Origin of the sequence: Moraxella sp. CTOTU47618 (genome assembly GCF_032017425.1) — a bacterium.
GTDB classification, from domain to species: domain Bacteria; phylum Pseudomonadota; class Gammaproteobacteria; order Pseudomonadales; family Moraxellaceae; genus Faucicola; species Faucicola tetraodonis.
The window spans coordinates 415,700-433,114 of the sequence record NZ_DALZPW010000001.1 but is presented as its reverse complement, the minus strand read 5'-3'; the positions used below and the strand labels follow the sequence as shown (position 1 = coordinate 433,114).

The 17,415-nt window shown below is 43.8% G+C and carries 16 protein-coding genes; 6 read left to right on the top strand and 10 right to left on the bottom strand.

What is annotated here, in order from left to right; translation table 11 throughout:
• Window positions 1-54 precede the first annotated feature (54 nt).
• Window positions 55-879: a TIGR03915 family putative DNA repair protein gene (locus RTS09_RS01920; RefSeq protein ID WP_312533758.1), complete on the top strand. Its 825-nt coding sequence runs from the start codon at window positions 55-57 to the stop codon at window positions 877-879.
• A gap of 11 nt (window positions 880-890) precedes the next feature.
• Here the strand turns inward: RTS09_RS01920 and RTS09_RS01915 are convergent, their stop codons facing one another.
• Together RTS09_RS01915 and RTS09_RS01910 are read right to left on the bottom strand one after the other, a co-directional pair.
• Entirely contained in the window at window positions 891-1,238 is a 348-nt protein-coding gene (locus tag RTS09_RS01915; RefSeq protein ID WP_062330541.1) for a DUF3147 family protein, read from the bottom strand.
• A 20-nt stretch (window positions 1,239-1,258) separates the two neighbouring features.
• Entirely contained in the window at window positions 1,259-2,314 is a 1,056-nt protein-coding gene (locus RTS09_RS01910) for an RluA family pseudouridine synthase (protein ID WP_312533756.1), read from the bottom strand.
• Between the two features lie 249 nt (window positions 2,315-2,563).
• Here RTS09_RS01910 and RTS09_RS01905 point away from each other — a divergent pair, with 249 nt between their 5' ends.
• Together RTS09_RS01905 and RTS09_RS01900 are read left to right on the top strand one after the other, a co-directional pair.
• Window positions 2,564-3,655 carry an outer membrane protein assembly factor BamD gene (locus RTS09_RS01905; protein WP_312533754.1) on the top strand — a complete coding sequence of 364 codons (1,092 nt, stop codon included), beginning with the start codon at window positions 2,564-2,566 and terminating at the stop codon, window positions 3,653-3,655.
• An 87-nt stretch (window positions 3,656-3,742) separates the two neighbouring features.
• The gene (locus RTS09_RS01900; RefSeq protein WP_312533752.1) at window positions 3,743-5,977 is read left to right on the top strand and encodes a DNA primase; all 2,235 of its coding nucleotides are present in this window, start codon (window positions 3,743-3,745) and stop codon (window positions 5,975-5,977) included.
• A 12-nt stretch (window positions 5,978-5,989) separates the two neighbouring features.
• On the opposite strand, the gene RTS09_RS01895 is transcribed toward RTS09_RS01900, so the two are convergent.
• From RTS09_RS01895 to RTS09_RS01880, 4 genes are read right to left on the bottom strand one after another with little or no spacing between them, the layout of a single operon-like run.
• A complete protein-coding gene (locus tag RTS09_RS01895; RefSeq protein ID WP_312533749.1) occupies window positions 5,990-7,303 on the bottom strand; it encodes an ABC1 kinase family protein in 1,314 nt (437 codons plus the stop codon).
• A 13-nt stretch (window positions 7,304-7,316) separates the two neighbouring features.
• A complete protein-coding gene (locus RTS09_RS01890; protein WP_312533747.1) occupies window positions 7,317-8,111 on the bottom strand; it encodes a HesA/MoeB/ThiF family protein in 795 nt (264 codons plus the stop codon).
• A 55-nt stretch (window positions 8,112-8,166) separates the two neighbouring features.
• Window positions 8,167-9,021 carry a peptide chain release factor N(5)-glutamine methyltransferase gene (prmC, locus tag RTS09_RS01885; protein ID WP_312533744.1) on the bottom strand — a complete coding sequence of 285 codons (855 nt, stop codon included), beginning with the start codon at window positions 9,019-9,021 and terminating at the stop codon, window positions 8,167-8,169.
• Complete coding sequence (locus tag RTS09_RS01880) at window positions 9,014-10,612, bottom strand: AmpG family muropeptide MFS transporter (protein ID WP_312533741.1); 1,599 nt, start codon at window positions 10,610-10,612, stop codon at window positions 9,014-9,016. The genes prmC and RTS09_RS01880 overlap by 8 nt, the downstream gene beginning before the upstream one ends.
• Before the next feature lie 322 nt (window positions 10,613-10,934).
• Here RTS09_RS01880 and RTS09_RS01875 point away from each other — a divergent pair, with 322 nt between their 5' ends.
• The 3 genes from RTS09_RS01875 (at window position 10,935) to RTS09_RS01865 (ending at window position 13,140) form a co-directional block, all read left to right on the top strand.
• A complete protein-coding gene (locus RTS09_RS01875; RefSeq protein WP_157797021.1) occupies window positions 10,935-11,084 on the top strand; it encodes a hypothetical protein in 150 nt (49 codons plus the stop codon).
• A 57-nt stretch (window positions 11,085-11,141) separates the two neighbouring features.
• A complete protein-coding gene (locus RTS09_RS01870) occupies window positions 11,142-12,068 on the top strand; it encodes a LysR substrate-binding domain-containing protein (protein WP_144917669.1) in 927 nt (308 codons plus the stop codon).
• Between the two features lie 70 nt (window positions 12,069-12,138).
• Window positions 12,139-13,140 carry an LLM class flavin-dependent oxidoreductase gene (locus RTS09_RS01865; protein ID WP_312533734.1) on the top strand — a complete coding sequence of 334 codons (1,002 nt, stop codon included), beginning with the start codon at window positions 12,139-12,141 and terminating at the stop codon, window positions 13,138-13,140.
• Between the two features lie 57 nt (window positions 13,141-13,197).
• Here the strand turns inward: RTS09_RS01865 and kdsB are convergent, their stop codons facing one another.
• From kdsB to RTS09_RS01845, 4 genes are all read right to left on the bottom strand, one after another.
• Entirely contained in the window at window positions 13,198-13,992 is a 795-nt protein-coding gene (gene kdsB, locus RTS09_RS01860; RefSeq protein ID WP_312533732.1) for a 3-deoxy-manno-octulosonate cytidylyltransferase, read from the bottom strand.
• A 21-nt stretch (window positions 13,993-14,013) separates the two neighbouring features.
• A complete protein-coding gene (lpxK, locus tag RTS09_RS01855) occupies window positions 14,014-15,117 on the bottom strand; it encodes a tetraacyldisaccharide 4'-kinase (protein ID WP_312533729.1) in 1,104 nt (367 codons plus the stop codon).
• Complete coding sequence (gene msbA / locus RTS09_RS01850; RefSeq protein ID WP_312533726.1) at window positions 15,117-16,880, bottom strand: lipid A export permease/ATP-binding protein MsbA; 1,764 nt, start codon at window positions 16,878-16,880, stop codon at window positions 15,117-15,119. Before msbA ends, lpxK begins: the two co-directional genes overlap by 1 nt.
• 63 nt (window positions 16,881-16,943) lie before the next feature.
• Entirely contained in the window at window positions 16,944-17,399 is a 456-nt protein-coding gene (locus RTS09_RS01845; RefSeq protein WP_312533723.1) for an ExbD/TolR family protein, read from the bottom strand.
• Between the last annotated feature and the right edge of the window lie 16 nt (window positions 17,400-17,415).

Below are 17,415 nucleotides of genomic sequence, written 5' to 3'. Positions count from 1 at the left end.
TCAATCTTTTAAAATTAAGGTTTTAAAGTCCACTGTGCAAAAGGTCAATCATTTATGGATTTAGTGACGGCTGAGACCCCCATTTTAATCTTTGATGGCAGCTTTGAAGGGTGGCTCACGTGTGTGTTCACCATCTATGAGAACGGTTGGCAGCACACCCCGATTGTGACCATTCAAGCTGAGCATGAAGTGGTGCCCAATTTTTGGCAAGCCACTGTCACCGTTGCGACCGATGAAGCCAAAACCTTACGGGTGAGTGATAAATTAGCGCGCGTCTTTGGCAAATTTGGCAAAAACGGTATGCGGCAACTGCTATGGGGCTTTTTATCAGAATCGCCTACGGTGTATAGTCATCTGTTTGGGGTGGTACGGTTTCAATTGTCTAATCCCAACCTTGATGTGTGGGAGAATTATACCCATGCGGATGTGATGGCAGTGAGCAAGCTTATCAAAATGGTTGGGCGTGAGCGCCACCGTATGCAGGCGTTTGTGCGATTTGAACAAATGCAAATGCCGGACACCGACAAATCGGTATATTTTGCGCGCGTTGAGCCTGATTTTAATGTATTACCCATTTTGCATCAGCATTTTAAAGAACGCTATGCCGATCAGACTTGGGCGATTTATGATGTCAAACGCGGGTTTGGTATTTATTATGCTCACGATGATCCTAGCGAACAAGTCCATATCATCTGCGATGTAGATGATGAAGCACTACTGCATCCGCAGCAGTTTTATAGCAAGGCAGAACAACAATACCAAACGCTTTGGCAAAAATATTTTACCCACGTGACCATCAAAGAGCGGTTGAATCGCAAGCTGCATATTCAGTATTTGCCAAAACGCTATTGGAAATATTTAACGGAAAAAATGGTCTAATTTTGGCTTTTCTACAATAATTGAATACCAAAGTTGCTTAGTAGTCTGGCCAATAACCAAAAGATCATAACCGTCACTACGATACAAATGCCCAAATCCGCCCAAAAACCAACTTTTGGCAGCAAATATGGAAAAATTAAAAACATCGGCAAGGTGGGTATCACATACCAAAATGTGTAATAGGCGTGATTGGCGATTTTTTCGGTGGATTGATGTTCAAGATACAGCCAAACCAAGGTCAAAATCGTCACCAATGGCAACGCGGCTATAAATCCTCCTAGCTTGTCACTGCGTTTTGCAAACTCTGAAACCAATACCACCATTAATGCAGTGATGGCATATTTAAACCAGATATTCATGTGATATATCTACCATGTCTTTATATTGACTGTAAATGTTCAAGTAGCTGTTGCATATCATCGGGTAATGGCGCTTGCACTTTAATAGGCTCGCCTGTTTTTGGGTGGATAAAGCCAAGCTCATACGCATGCAGCGCCTGACGCTGGAACTGTTGTACGACATGTTTTTGGTCGTCATCCAAGGTTTTTAACAATATCGCATTTTTACGAGCAGCGCCATATAGCGGATCTCCGAGCAATGGAAAACCCAAATTTGATAAGTGTACACGGATTTGGTGGGTGCGCCCTGTTTCCAGTCGGACGCTGACCAATGAGACAGCCTCGCTTATCGCTGTGATTTTCTCAAGATGGGTGACAGCGGGTTTGCCACTACCCACCACCGCCATTTTGGTGCGCTGGGTCGGATGGCGACCAATGGGTGCATCAATGGTGCGATGGCGGGCAAGCTCAGCCGCCGACGCCAACACAATCGCTTGGTAAAGCCGGTACACGGATTTGTCTTTAAGCTGATTAATTAGATGCAGCTGGCTTTGACTGTCTTTAGCAATCACCATTAAACCCGATGTTTCTTTATCGATGCGATGTACCAATCCTGCTCTAGGTAGCGTGCGGCTGTCAGGATAATGAAAAAGTAGCGCGTTGACTAGCGTACCCGACCCATTACCTGCGCCAGGATGGACGACCAAACCTACTGGCTTATTGACGACCAGCACCGCCTCATCTTCATACAAGATATCAAGTGGGATATTCTCGGGCAAATCTTGCTGTTGAGCGGTCAAACTCGCTTTAAGCATCAGCACATCGTTGGGCTTAAGGCGATATTTGGGTTTTTGCGCTGCGCCGTTTACGGTTAGTTCGCCTGACTCAAGCCAATTTTTGATTTGCTCACGCGAATAATCGCTAAACACCAAGGCAGCAATTTTATCAATACGCTCCCCTATTTGATCAGAGTTGACTGTATAATTTTGGATAATTTGATGACTACCAGCGTCATGAGTCTGCAGATTTTGATCGCTTGGGTGTTGTGACGGATTTTCCCATTCTTCTTCGAGTTGATTGGTATTGTTTTGAGTCATAGATTCATTCATAGATTCAATGTTTGATTCGATTGGATTTGAGTTGTTCGGATTTGAGGCGATTGGCGTGGTCATAAATATTTCAGACTTAGGGTATAGGGATTTTCAAAATTAATATGCGCGGATAGGTCACAAAGTATAACGTTTCGTGATAGACTTAGTGAAATTTTTAATACAATATTTTGCATTCAGTTTTGAACAATAAGTATTATGATGGGCAAATATTTTTGCAATAGATTTGAGGTTCGTATGCATCATCTTTCCAAAGTTGTGGGTGTCACCGCAATTACGCTGGCTTTGACCACTTTATCTGGCTGTCAAACGCTAAAAAATTCAAAATTGTTGGGCGGCAAAGACGAAGTCGTCGCGACCAAAGCTGAAAAAAGCGAGCAAGGCTATTACCAAGCAGCGTCTGACAACATCAAAAAAGGCAACCTTGCTAAAGCAATTAGCCAGTTGAACGATTTACGGACTTTCTATCCTGTGGGTGATTACAGCGAGCAAGCGTTACTTGACTTGATGTATGCTCAGTACCAACATGGTGACTATTTGGATGCGATTGCCAGTGCTGATCGTTTTATCCAGTCTTACCCATCCAACCCGCAAGTTGACTACGCGTACTATGTTCGCGGTATCTCAAATATGCAGGCGGCATCAGGCGGCGTGATGAAATACACCAAGCTCAATCCTGCACACCGTGATATGGGCTATTCGCGTATTGCCTTTAATAACTTTCAGCAACTGATTAATCGCTTCCCAAACAGTGCCTATGCCCCAGACGCTGCGCTACGTATGCGTTATATCTATAACCAATTGTCAGAAAGTGAGATGGATGTAGCGCGCTGGTATATTAAACGTAAAGCCTATGTGGCAGCCGCCAACCGTGCTAAATGGGTGTTTCAGTACTACCCCCAAAGCGAGGCGATTCCAGAGTCTATTGCAACCATCGCCTATAGCTACGACAAACTGGGAATGACCGATACCGCCAATCAATATAAACAACTACTTCGTATCAACTATCCTGGTCTGATTGATGCGCGTGGCAACGTCAAACTTGATAATAGCCGTACCGGTTCAAACTGGTTAAATAAAGCCACATTGGGCGTGCTCGGTCAAAGTTCAAAAAATGCTGCTGTTCAAGGGTTAGCCCAGCAGTCGGGGCAATACTCAGGTAACACCAAGCCACAAGTGATTCAGACCTCAATTCAGCAAGCTGCGGCAATGCGCTTGCCAAGTCCGGCTACCACGGCAACCACGGCAAATGATGAAACACCGACAAGACCACGTGATACCACAATTGGTTTGGGTCTGCCACCTGACAATACCAGTCAAGTCAAATAATCTATAAACCCCGTTAACATTAGCTAGGTTTATCCTAGCTATTTTTTTTCAATCAGCTAATTTTTAACTGGAAATGCGCTTTTTACCATGAGTAACAATGCCATCATTGATCAAATCATTGCCAATGCTGATATCGTCAAGATTATTGGCAAGCATGTGGAGCTCAAACGTTCGGGCAATGAATTCAAAGGCTGTTGCCCTTTTCATGGCGAAAAAACGCCCTCATTTTTTGTCAATCCGCAAAAAGGGTTATATAACTGTTTTGGCTGTGGTGTCGCTGGCAATGCGCTCACCTTTTTAAAAGAGTATGAAAACCTCACTGCGGGTGAAGCGCTCAAAGAATTGTCCCGTCAAACAGGGATTGAGCTGCCCAAAGAACCTGTTAATAAATCACATACCTATAAAAAAACACCCGTTCCACCTAAACCTGCTGTATCGCAAGCAAGGGCATCATTGCATCAAAATTTAGCCCAAAGTCCCGCTCAAACCCTCTTTGACTCAGATGTTGCCGAGCGTCCGGCTATTACCAATACAGAGGCTTTGTGGATAGACGCTTTTGATGACTTTCAAACGTCTGATAACTTAGATGCAAGCTTTATCCCTTTTGGCGAGTATGATGATGCAAGCGTTGGCGGATTTTCACCCTTTGATGACATGGGCAATAACAGCGTGCAGGATAGTTCATCGAGTTTATACGACTTATTGACCCAAATCTGCCAGTTTTATCAGCACCAATTACAGCAAAATAGCTTTGCCCAACATTATTTGCTCAAACGTGGTCTGACGCCGCACACTATCGAAGAATTTGCCTTGGGTTTTGCCCCAAACGGTTGGCAACATCTTGAAGAAGCCTTCCCTCAAGACATTGAAGGTTTAAAAATCTTAGGATTGGTGCGCACTTCGCAAAATGGGCGTGATTTTGATTTGCTGCGCAATCGGGTGATTTTTCCCATCCGCGACCAACAAGGGCGGGTGATCGGCTTTGCCGGTCGCACCATGTCGGATGATGAGCAGCCCAAGTATATCAATTCTTCAGATTCACCTGTATTTCATAAACAAGCCGTGTTGTATGGTCTTTTTGAAGGTCGCAAAGCCAAAGCCAAAGACTGGCTGGTGGTTGAAGGTTATATGGATGTCATAAGCCTTCATCAAGCGGGCGTGTATGGTGCAGTTGCCTCCATGGGAACAGCGCTGGCGCAATCACAAATCGAAAGATTACTGCAATTTAATCCCAGACTTACTTTAAGTTTTGATGGCGATAGTGCAGGACAAAAAGCCGCTTGGCGTGCCATGGAAGTGGGATTGCCTGCGCTCACTGATGGCAAGGAATTACACTTTTTGACACTGCCAGATAATCATGACCCTGATAGCTATGTCAAAGCGCATGGTTTGTTAGCGATGCAGCAACAAATCGCCCAAGCGGTTCCCCTATCAGCGTATTTGTACTCAAGTCTGACGCGTCAATATCCTACCAATACCCCTGAAAACCGCAGCAAGATTTTGCAGCAACTCTCTGCGCTGACCCAAAAACTGCCAAAAGGCAGTTATGGCTGGTTGCTGCGTGAAGACATCAAAAACAAAATGGGATTGGGGCGAAAAAACCAAGCACGGCAAGCGCAAGATGCCCTACTCAATTTTGATAGCGAATTGACGGTACAACTACATTTGCAGCTGTGTTTTTTGTTTCAACCAGAGCTATTAGGCAGTTTGGAAAAAAACCGCATCAGCCAATCTGTCATTCGCGATATTTATCAGCGCAGCGAAGCGGCTAACGTTTTTAAACCGAAACACCCATCTACCAAACCGACAGCCCCGATTCGATTAGATGAAAATTCAACTGGCGGCACTGATGTTATCGCTGGTGTTATCGCGGATGTCATCACGGATGCGATGAATGCGCCCTGCAAAAACTATGATGAAAGCTGCTGCCTAACTTGGCAAGCCATTGCCGATGAAGAATTATTGAAGTTGATTACTTGGATTCAAACCATTCAGTCAAGATTGCAGGGGTTTGATGAACCAAAATGGTCAACTTACGATCGAATCAATGCCAAAGCGCATTTTATACTGGCGGGCTTGACATCAGATCAGCAAAACAAACTTATTAAGCATTGGGCGCGGTTTTTTAAAGAGCTCAGTCAGCGCAATATTGATGATATCTCAGACCTGGTGACAGAGTTGGTGGTTCAGCTGATGTTAGAAAGCCTACAGCGCGAACAAAAAACCCTAAAAGCAGACTTAAAGGCGCTGAGCCTATGTATCAAACACCACCAAGCGATTTTAACTTGGCTTAGAACATGGCTACAGCGTAAAGAGGATTAATTCATCGCGTGTTTATGCCATTTTAATCCGCGCATCATGAAACATATCCATCTCAGGGGCGAGTACTTTCATAAAACGGTCAAAATATAACAGTTGCTTGGTCAGTAGCGCAAAATCTCTTGGGAAGTGAATGCCATGGCGTTTACCGACTTCCACCATTTCAAGCAACATTTGATTGATTTCATCAGTATGATCTTTTAATCGGTTTGGCATGGTTTGGTCAATGGTTTTTCCCATAAACAAACTATCTTCCGCCAAAATTTTTTTCATCACTGATTCAAGATCTTGGGCAAGGACATCGACATTGACTTGCTCTCGCGCATGGGTCATATCCATTTCAACCATATAATGCGCCATGCCGCGATAGTCTTCTTTAGCAAAACTATCCATCATGCCCATACTGGCTTGCCAGGCTTTGGGTTCAAGTTTACCGACAATCCCAAAATCAATAAAGCCAATACGACCATCAGTCAACAACATCAAATTACCTGCGTGCAAATCAGCATGAAAACTATTGCACAGCATCAAGCTAGAAAACCACGTATTTAAAGTATCTGTCATCACCTGTGCTGGGTATTTGCAGTATTGACGCATGGCGGCATCATCAATCATCGACACCCCAAAGAACCGGGTCATGACAAGTACTTTTTTGGTACTGATATCATGATAAACATCGGGCGCGACTACTTTATGATTATCGGTTTTTTTTAAAAAATCTTGGAAATCATCAATGTTTTTGGCTTCTTGTAAGAAGTCTGTTTCTGCTGCCATGCGCAAACGGATTTCATCAATAATGGGTGAAATACTGGCAAATTTTAGCGACGGTGCGATACTATCAATCAGTTTAGTCAACCCAACCATCATGCCTAAATCGGTTTGAATAATGGTATCTACTTCAGGTTTTTGCACTTTTAACACCACATTATCGCCATTTTTTAAAATAGCACTGTGAACTTGGGCGATGGATGCAGACGCTAACGGTTTGACCTCAATACTTTGAAAAATATCTTCCAATGTCTGCCCATCTTTTTCCAGTTCCTCTCTTAAGACGCCTTCAATATAGCTATAAGGCATGGGCGTGGTTTGATCCAGACAGCCTTGAAATACTGTCACATATTCTCGGGGAAAGATGGACGGGGTACTGGCAATAAACTGACCGATTTTGATATAGGTAGCACCCAACTCTTCAAAGCTTTGACGCAGCAGCGTTGGGGTCATTTTTTCACCTTGGGCGATACGCAGCCCTGCTTTGCCAGCCACGGTTGCCGTCTTCCCGACCCGCTGAATGACATTTAAGGATTTTTTCAAAAAGTGATTTTTTTGCATGATTGACTCTAGTTTACATTACGTCTGTGATAGCGGATGGTTGGCTACAAATCTCGCAGTTAGCGTCTTTACGATAGTGAAGTTTTTTAAGATTCATGGTTTTGCCGTTCCATAGCAATAACGTTTGCGCTATAGGATTGATGCCCAGTCCCAAAAAACTTAAAGCCGCTTGGGCCTGAAGGTTGCCGATGATTTGGGTGGTACTGGCAAGCACGCCGCTAGTGGCACAATTTCGCTCATCATCCCCTACCCCTTGAAATAAGCAATGATAGCAACCTTGCTGCGGCGTAAATAATGCCAGTTGCCCTGTTTGCGCAATGGCGGAGGCTGATAATAATGACAAATTTGACTTGACAGCGATGGTATTAATGAGGTCTCGTGCTTTGAAGTTATCTGTGCAATCACAGATTAATTTGCTTAGGCTATTTATTTTCGCTTGTTCAACCATTTGTTGATAATTATCGGCTGTTAAACGTGCTTGTATGGCGATAACATCACAAAATGCATTAATTTGATTTAATTTAGCTTTGGCTACCAGCGCTTTAGATTGACCGATGTCGTGAGGGGTAAATAACGACTGCCGCTGCAGATTGCTCTCATCAATCGTATCATCGTCAATAATCAGTAGCTTGCCAATGCCAGCACGGCACAAGGTCTCTGCAAGTGGGCAACCTAGCCCGCCCATGCCTATAATAATTGAACAGCTATTTTTTAGCCGCGTTTGTGCTTCTATATCCCACCCTTCTAGCAATATTTGGCGGGCATAGCGTAGCATTTCTGCATCGGTTAATTCTGTTTGTTTTGACATACTAGTTAAATTTCACATATTTACTTAGGCTATTTTAGCCCATTAATTTAGTACACTAATTTAGTACACCCAGCGTTACTCGGTCATTGTGCCCATAGTCTTTGACGGTGATTACATCGCCAAAGCCATTTGACAAAAATACGTCCCTAACCTGTTCGCCCTGATCATACCCATGTTCAATTGCTAATAACCCATGAGGCTGTAAAAATTGTGGCGCAGTTTTGACAATATGACAGATATCCGCCATACCCTTATTATCCGCGATTAGCGCGCTAATGGGTTCATCGGTTAAGCCTGCCAAGTGGGGATCGTTAGGATCGATATAAGGCGGATTAGATACGATGATATCAAATTTATTGCTTTCATCTCCATGGGCTGTCATAAAGGGTTCATACCAACTGCCTTCAAAAAACGCGATATTACTAACCCCTATTCTCTTCGCATTTTGTGCTGCCACCTTCAGTGCATCAAGCGATTTATCTACTGCTTTAACGGATGAATTTCTAAATTCCTCTGCCAGCGTGATGGCAATACAACCTGACCCAGTGCCTAAATCTAAAATATTCATTGATTTGCTTAGGCTATTTTTATGGTGATTAAGCACTGCTTCTATCAACCGTTCGGTATCAGGACGCGGTATTAAAGTATGCTGGTTGACTAAAAACTCATGCTGCCAAAAACTTTGTTTACCTAGTACATAAGCGAATGGTTTACCGGCCATCAACTCATCAAGCGCAGCAAAATATTGAGTGGCTATTGCTGCAGTTACCATTTCGCTATCATGGGTAATAAGATAAGTTTGCCCTACATGAAGATATTCACCCAGCAACTGTTTGCGGATGTGTTTTTCAACCGGGCTTGGTACAGCCAACAATGATTGAATGGTGTAGAATGATGCTTGGTTATTCATGGGTAATGTTATCGCCTCTTGTCGCATCTTGGCTCATCACATGCTTATCTACCATATAAATCAACAACAGCACAGGAATGCCAATCAGTGCAGTAAAGGTGAAAAAAGCAGGATACCCCATGGTTTCTACCATCGCACCTGAGTAGCCACCTAAAATCTTTGGTGTTAACGTCATCAATGAACTAAGCAGTGCATACTGTACCATGCTAAAGCGAATATTGGTCAATACCGATAAAAAGGCGACGAAAATAGCACTTGCTAGACCGGATGCGAGATTATCAAACATTACCGCTGAGTACATGTAAAAAAAATCATGTCCCTTGCCCGCTAAAATCACAAACAATAAATTACTGGCTGACGCTAAAATAGCACCAATCAACATAGCGTTCATGATTTTAAAACGCTCGGCAAGCAAGCCGCCTAGAATACCACCCACAATTGACATCCCCATCCCAAAGGTTTTGACCGCCAAGGCGATATCGGTTTTGCTAAAGCCTAAATTAACATAAAACAAGTTTGACGTCGTACCTGCCACAATATCTGAAATACGATACAAGCCTATCAATAAAATCAGCCATATGGCTTTTTTCCCATAACGAATGAAAAAGTCTTGAATCGGTGCGACCCACATGTCAACCGCGACTTGCTTTTTGATGATTTTGGCTTTTAATAACACTAAAGCGGTGCTAATGGCGATAACCACAGCGCCAATAAATTTAATGCTCTCATAAACAAAGCCCAAAAATTTTGACTCAGTCTCTGGAAGCACATGACCGATGACAATAAAACTGGCAATCAACGCAATCACTGAAATTAAAAATAGTAAAAACAATTGAAAATAATCCGACATCGGGCGTTCATGCTGCTCACGGGTGACGGTGGGTTCTTTAATCAAAAGGGTGGTGACAACCCCTATTAGCATCAAGGATGCCATAATATAATAGGTTTGTTGCCAAGCAGCGTAGTTGTAAGTGGCTTTGGTCGAGCCAAAATATTCTGCCAAGAACAGCGCTCCCGCCCCTGCGACAATCAGACCGATTCGGTAGCCTGCCATAAACATACCAGAGAGTACGGGCTGCATAGATTTTTCAGCAATTTCAATGCGATAAGCATCAATCACAATGTCTTGTGTCGCCGCTGAAAAACCTAACAACACGGCAAAAAATGCCATGTAATCAAGTACAACATCACTGGTGGGATTAAAACTACCAAGCATGAAAATTGCAAAGGCAACCACAATTTGTGCCACAACTAGCCAACTACGGCGTTGGCCTAGCATTTTGGTTAACAGTGGAATCGGCACGGCATTGACGAGGGGCGACCAAACAAACTTAAACGAGTACCCCAGCATCGCCCAACTAAACATGGTGATAATTTTGATATCAAACCCTGCTTCTTTGAGCCAAATTGACAAACTAGAAAATATCAATAGATAAGGCAACCCTGAAGAAAAACCCAATAGCAACATCACCCAAGCGCGCTTGTCCATATAGGCTTTGATGGCTTCGCCCCAAGACTTTTTTGTGCCTGCTGAGCTTTCGCTTGGTAGCGCCGCTTGGTCGTTTGACACAGGTTGTTTTGATATTTGCATGTTACCTCTCACTCATCACGCACGATTTACCACAAAACTTCATTAAAATCTTGCTATTGTAGCGGTTTTCTAGGTGTAGACAAACTAAAATTATTATAGATGTCTGAAACGTTGATATCTGAAACAAGGCGGCACTGCAATCAAGTCGATAACCGAGTCAATGTCTACAGACTTGTCATATTTCAATTTTTTAAATTTTAAGTCTATTAAATAAGCCTGACTTAAGCAGCTAGGTTTTGAACCTGCTATTTTATGGTAATATGCTATACTTGACACCCTGCGATGACTTTCAACCTTTTTGTTAGCAGCTTTGAGGCAAATTATGCAATACCCGATTGCTATCTATCAGCAAAATAATGCCTATCATGTCACGGTACCTGATATTGAAAGCATATCTGTAGTCGATAGTAGCATGGCAGGCGCAGTGTCTAATACACGTATGGCGGTAATGCCTAGTTTTGTTAATATTTAAGTTTAACCAAGCTCCTATAGCGAGCATTTTATTTCGTTTTTTTATTAAGGTCATTTTATGGCAATCAATGTTGTCATCAATCAACGTTATTTACAAATCCAACTCAAACAACTTGAAACCGTTTGGCAGACTGTGATTAATAATTACAATCTGAGCCAAGCCGCCAAAGTATTACATACCAGTCAATCCAGTCTTAGTAAGCATATTGCCGCGCTCGAAAGTCAGCTTCGGGCAGAAGTTTTTGTGCGGCAGGGTAAGCGATTGGTGGGTCTATCCCCTATCGGTGAGCTGCTACTACCGCATATTGAGAAAATATTTGTAGAAGTACGGTCGATTGAAAATTTAACTTTAGACTTTCAAAATCCCCATCAGGGTGAGTTGTCAATTGCCACGACGCATACCCAAGCACGTTATGTGTTGCCTTGGGTAATACAGCGCTTTAAACAACAATTTCCCAATGTTCATCTGATTTTACATCAAGCTGACCCCGAGTCGATTGCCAATATGGTGGCACAAGGTCAAGCCGATATTGGCATCGCAACTGAATCGCTGCTTGCGCACGATAATCTACACTGTATTCGCTATTATGATTGGTATCATCATGTGATTGTGCCCGTGGGTCATGAGCTTGAAAATCGCACTGAGATTGATATCCAAACCTTAGCAAATTATCCGATTATCACTTATCACGGCGGTTTTACGGGTCGTGGTGCGATTGATAGAGCCTTTAGCGCGGCACAGCTGACCCCTAATATTGTACTTACTGCTTTGGATGCCGATGTGATTAGCACCTATGTCGGTATTGGTATGGGCGTGGGCACGATTGCTGAAATGGCATTTGAAGGTCAGCATTATCGCAATCTTGTCAAAATTCCAACGAAAATTTTTGGAAAACATGTGACATGGATAGCCACCCGTGCCGATGGCGATATCCGTAATTTTGGCAAAGCTTTCATTGATATTTGTCAGCAACAATTTGGGTGATTGATTTTTTTGGATTCGCCATTATAAAGAGACTACTATTCTTTTTATGATGACTATAATGATGACAAAAATGACCAAACAAATCCCTATTTCATTTTTAGACCTTGTTCCTGTACCTGAAGGCAGTGACGCCAAAAACGCGCTTAAGCAAGCGGTGACTGTTGCCCAAACTGCCGAAAAAGTAGGTTTTAACCGCTATTGGCTGGCTGAGCACCATAACATGCGCGGCATTGCCAGTACCGCAACCAGTGTGTTGTTAGCTCACATTGGCGCTCACACCTCAACCATACGGATTGGCTCAGGCGGTATCATGCTGCCTAACCATGCGCCGTTAGTGGTTGCAGAACAGTTTGGTACGTTAGCCACTTTGTATGGCGAACGTATCGATCTTGGCGTGGGCCGTGCCCCTGGGACGGATGGGGCAACCTTCCGTGCCTTGCGCCGCACCATGAATGATGCCGAAAACTTCCCGCAAGATGTGCAAGAGCTGATGCATTATTTTGACCCGCTCGATGGTCAGACAGTGACTGCCATGCCGGCTAATGGCTTAAATGTGCCTGTGTGGATTTTAGGGTCGTCTTTATTTGGCGCCAGTCTCGCTGCTGCATTAGGCTTGCCTTATGTATTTGCGTCGCATTTTGCGCCGCAGATGTTATCGCAAGCGGTGACATTGTACCGTGAGAATTTCAAGCCTTCTCGCTACTTGCAACAACCTTATGTGATGGTAGCAAGTAACTTGCTATTGGCCGACACCGATGAGGAAGCCGCTTACCAATTCACCTCAGCGCAGCAAAGTTTTGTCAATTTGCGCCGTGGTAAACCCTCACAAATGCCAAAACCGATTGAGAATATTGATGCTTTTTGGACATCTGCAGAGAAATACATGGTTGAATCGTCGTTGGCAATCTCGTTTGTCGGTACACCTGATAGTGTCAAACCAAAACTTGACCATTTTCTTGAGACTATCCGCCCTGATGAATTGATTGTCACTTGTAATATTTATGACCAACAAGCCCGCCTCAACTCCTTATCTTTGGTGAAATCGCTTGATTTATTTAGCTTAAACAGCTAATCAAAACCATAAAAACGCAAACCACAAAAAAGCCCAAGATTAACTTGGGCTTTTTTATTATTTCAATAATTCTGATAAAGCCAACTCATTGAGCCGATCCAAATCCTCTTGCGTGTCTACACCGGGCGGCAACAATTCTGAAGCGATATCAATGGCGATACGCATGCCTTGCTCCAAAATACGCAATTGCTCCAATGATTCAAGCTGCTCTAGCTCGCCTTGCTGCCAAACACTAAATTGCTGTAACAAACTGACCCGATAAGCATAAATGCCTAGGTGTCGGTAAGCGTTTTTTGGCGCGCTATTTTCATCACTGATTGGCTGGTCAGTCAACAATGCTGTATGGCGATCGCAAGGAATCGGCGCTCGGCTAAAATACAAGGCTTCCTTGTGGGCATTTTTGACAACTTTGACCACCGATGGCCGTAAAAACTCTTCAACGCTTTGGATGGGTTCAGCCAAAGTCGCCATCACGCAATCTTTTTTTTGTAGCAGAAGCTCAGTCACTTGTTTGATGAGTGCTGCAGGCACGAGTGGTTCATCGCCTTGCATATTAATCACGATATCTTCAGTTGACCACTGCTTAAGTCTAGCTACTTCAGCAAGCCTATCCGTGCCAGACGCATGATTGGGGTCAGTCATGATGACATTTGCCCCATAGTCTTGACACAGTTGAGCGATGCCATCATCATCGGTTGCCACAAAAATATCATCGGCAATTCCCGCCGATTTTACCGCATTGGCACGATCAATCACCCATAGAATCATCGGCTTACCATGAATTTCTAATAGCGGTTTGTTGGGCAGTCGGGTACTTTTTAGACGGGCTGGTATGACCAAATGTTTTAACATAGTGTATTTCCTACAAGTTTTTTAATTGTCAGCATTGTCAGCTAGGGCAACCAATTTACCGATTTGTCGGTCGATTAACGCATAAAAGGCAGGTGATAATTCAGCTTCTACCGGTAACACCCAGATGTTTGTTACAATATCATTTTTCTCATGACCTTGGGCGAACATAACACGCAATTTGACCGCATCCTTATCGGTGACGATAATCGGTAACTTTGGCAAGTTGGCAAAATCTTGCAAACTATAAGTGTGATGGTCATTTAGTGGCATCGGTATGATGTCAAATCCTAATTGGCTTAGGCTATTAAAAAAACGCTGCGGCAAACCAATCCCCGTCATGGCAATCACTTGTTGGGCAGGTAAGCTATTTTGCGAATAGGTTTTAAATAAAGGCGCTTTAAATAAAGGTACTAGCGGTTTTTGTAGCAAACGCATACGAATATCGGGTGATATGCTATGATAATTTTTGCTTAGGCTATTTGAAAAATGGGTTAAAGCCTGAGTATCCTGCCAATCACTTTGATGAAATATGACGGTGGTATTGGGCTGATACAGGCGTTTAATCGGTTCGCGCAGAAAGCCTGTGGGCAATAGCTGGCGGTTACCAAAGCCGCGATCGGCATCGACGACAATCCAGTTTTCATCCCTATCTAGTGCAAAATGTTGCAGTCCATCATCCGCCAAAATAAGTTGAATGCTTGGGAATTGCTCAAGCAATAACTCAATTGCCTGCCTGCGATTTGGACAAACTGCCATTGGCACACCTGTACGCTGCACAATCAGACATGGCTCGTCACCGACGTCGCTGGGCTTTGAATTCGCTGTCACGATACAAGGCATCAGCTTGGCTTGTCCGCCATAGCCACGACTGATGACGCCGACTGTCAGCCCTTTTTGCTGCAGGTAGGTTACCACCGCAATGATTAGCGGCGTCTTACCGCTACCGCCAACCGTGATATTGCCCACTACAATGACGGGCACGTTGGGATAATAAACGGGTTTTAGCCCTAATCGATACATAGTTTTATTGAGCCAAAAAACCAATCCATACAACCAAGACACGGGCAATAACAACCATAGCCAGAGGGATTTGTTGCGCCACGCCTGTAGTAGAGTTTGTTGCATTAGCTTGACAATATATCCTCTTCAAAATGACGCTCATACAACTTGGCATACGTACCTTGCGCGGCTAGCAAACTGTCGTGAGTACCGACTTCAATAATTTCACCGTTATCCATGACCACGATTTTATCGGCATTTTGGATGGTCGTTAATCGGTGCGCGATAACGATGGTGGTTCTGCCATGCATGACGCGCTCCAGCGCTTTTTGGATATAAAATTCTGATTCGTTATCTAGCGCGCTTGTGGCTTCATCCAAAATCAAGATAGGCGCATCCTTTAGCAGGGCACGTGCAATGGATAAGCGTTGGCGTTGTCCGCCAGATAACTGCAGACCCTGTGAGCCTATCTTTGATTGGTAACCCTGCGGCAACTGCATAATAAAATCGTGCGCAAAGGCTGATTTTGCGGCATCAATCACTTGCTCCGAGGTTCGGTTAGATAATTCGCCATAGGCGATATTGTTGTGGATAGAGGTATCAAACAGTACCACTTGTTGGTTGACACTGGCAATCTGACTACGCAGTGAATGTAATGTCAAATCTTCGATAGCGACATCGTCAAGATAAATATTGCCCTTTGTGGGTTCTAGCGCGCGCATCAGACAGTTGACTAGCGTGGTTTTACCTGCGCCACTTCTACCGATTAACGCCACGGTTTCGCCGGGATTGACCACCAAATTTACGTTGTTGAGCGCTTGTTTGCCATCCTCAAAAGTGACGCTTAGGTCGTTAAGTACTATTTTACCACTCAGAGTTTTTTCAACCTTGCCTGTGTCTTTTTCTTCGGCTTCATCGAGCATCTCAAATATAGAATCCGCCGCCGCCAAACCCTTTTGCAAGCCTTGGTTGATATCGGTCAACGAGCGCACGGGTTTGCTCAGTAGCCCTGCCGCACTGATATAAGCGATAAACTCGCCTGCGGTGGTATCACCTAATACGTTCGGTCTTAATGCAATCCATACCACCACAGCCATCGCGCACGCCATCAATAATTGAATTAATGGGGTATTGATGCTATTGGTCACCACCACCTTTAGGCCTTGTTTAAGATTGGTTAAAGAAGCGTTGTTAAACCGCGTCAGCTCATTTTGCTGACCGCCATAATTTTTGACCACTTGGTAGCCTGTGATGACTTCATTGGTAATATGACTGACCTCGCCCATGGATTTTTGAATACCGCGCGACAGCTTGCGAAAGCGTTTACTGGCTTTACCGACTAACAATAAAATCGGCGGCAATACCACAAACAACGACAGGCTTAATTTCCAATTACTGTAAAGCAAAAACGCTAACAATCCAATCACGGTCAAGCCATCGCGTAACAAGGTTTTGAGCGTATCAGTACCCGCCGCAGTGACTTGCTCGACATCAAAGATTAATTTTGCAGAAATCTGACCGGCATTGTGGCTCAAATAAAATTGGCTAGGTAATCTGAGCAATTTTGAAAACACTTGCATACGCAGCTGATAGACGACATTTCGTGAAATCACTGCGCTAAAGTAATTACCCAAAAATGAGCTAAGTCCGCGCAGTACAAACAATAATACGATTAAAGCTGGAAAAAGATTGATATGCGCTTGATCACGATCATTAATCGCATCAATAATGAATTTGACCAGTTTGGCAATGCCCACTTCGGTGCCTGCATTTAAGGTAAAGCCAATGACGACTAGCGTCATCGCCCACCAATACGGCTTGAGATAACCTAGCAATCTTCGATAGGTCTGCCAACGTGGGTGAGCATTGGAAGGTTTTGAAACGGTCATGGCATCTCAATATATAAAAGAACGACTTAACAGCTATTGTATCAGTAAATTGAACAATAAAAATTATTTGGCATCTGGCGCTGGGGCAATATTACTATCGAGCGAAGTGGCGGGTATCACGGTACTGATATTTAAATTCATAAAGCCCATTTTACCCGCTATGTCCATCACTTTAACCACCGATTGGTGACTGGTATCGGCATCAGCAGAGATAACAAATAGCTGCTTTCGCTCTTCACCCGCTTCTTGGCGGATCATCGCTGTCAATTCAGCTTCGCCATTACCAGATAAAGCAATACCATTGACCAAATAGCTACCATCTTTTTGCACCGCGATTTCAATGCGTTTGCTTTTCTCAGTAATCGGCACGCCCTCTGCTTGCGGCAAAATGATATTGAGTTTACTAAAATGGTTAAAGGTGGTCGACAGCAGCAAAAAAACAATCAAAAACAGCAAGCAATCAATCATCGGGGTAAGATTGATTTCTAAAGGTTCGACCGTGGGTTTACGAAATCGCATGGTTTGACTCTTATAC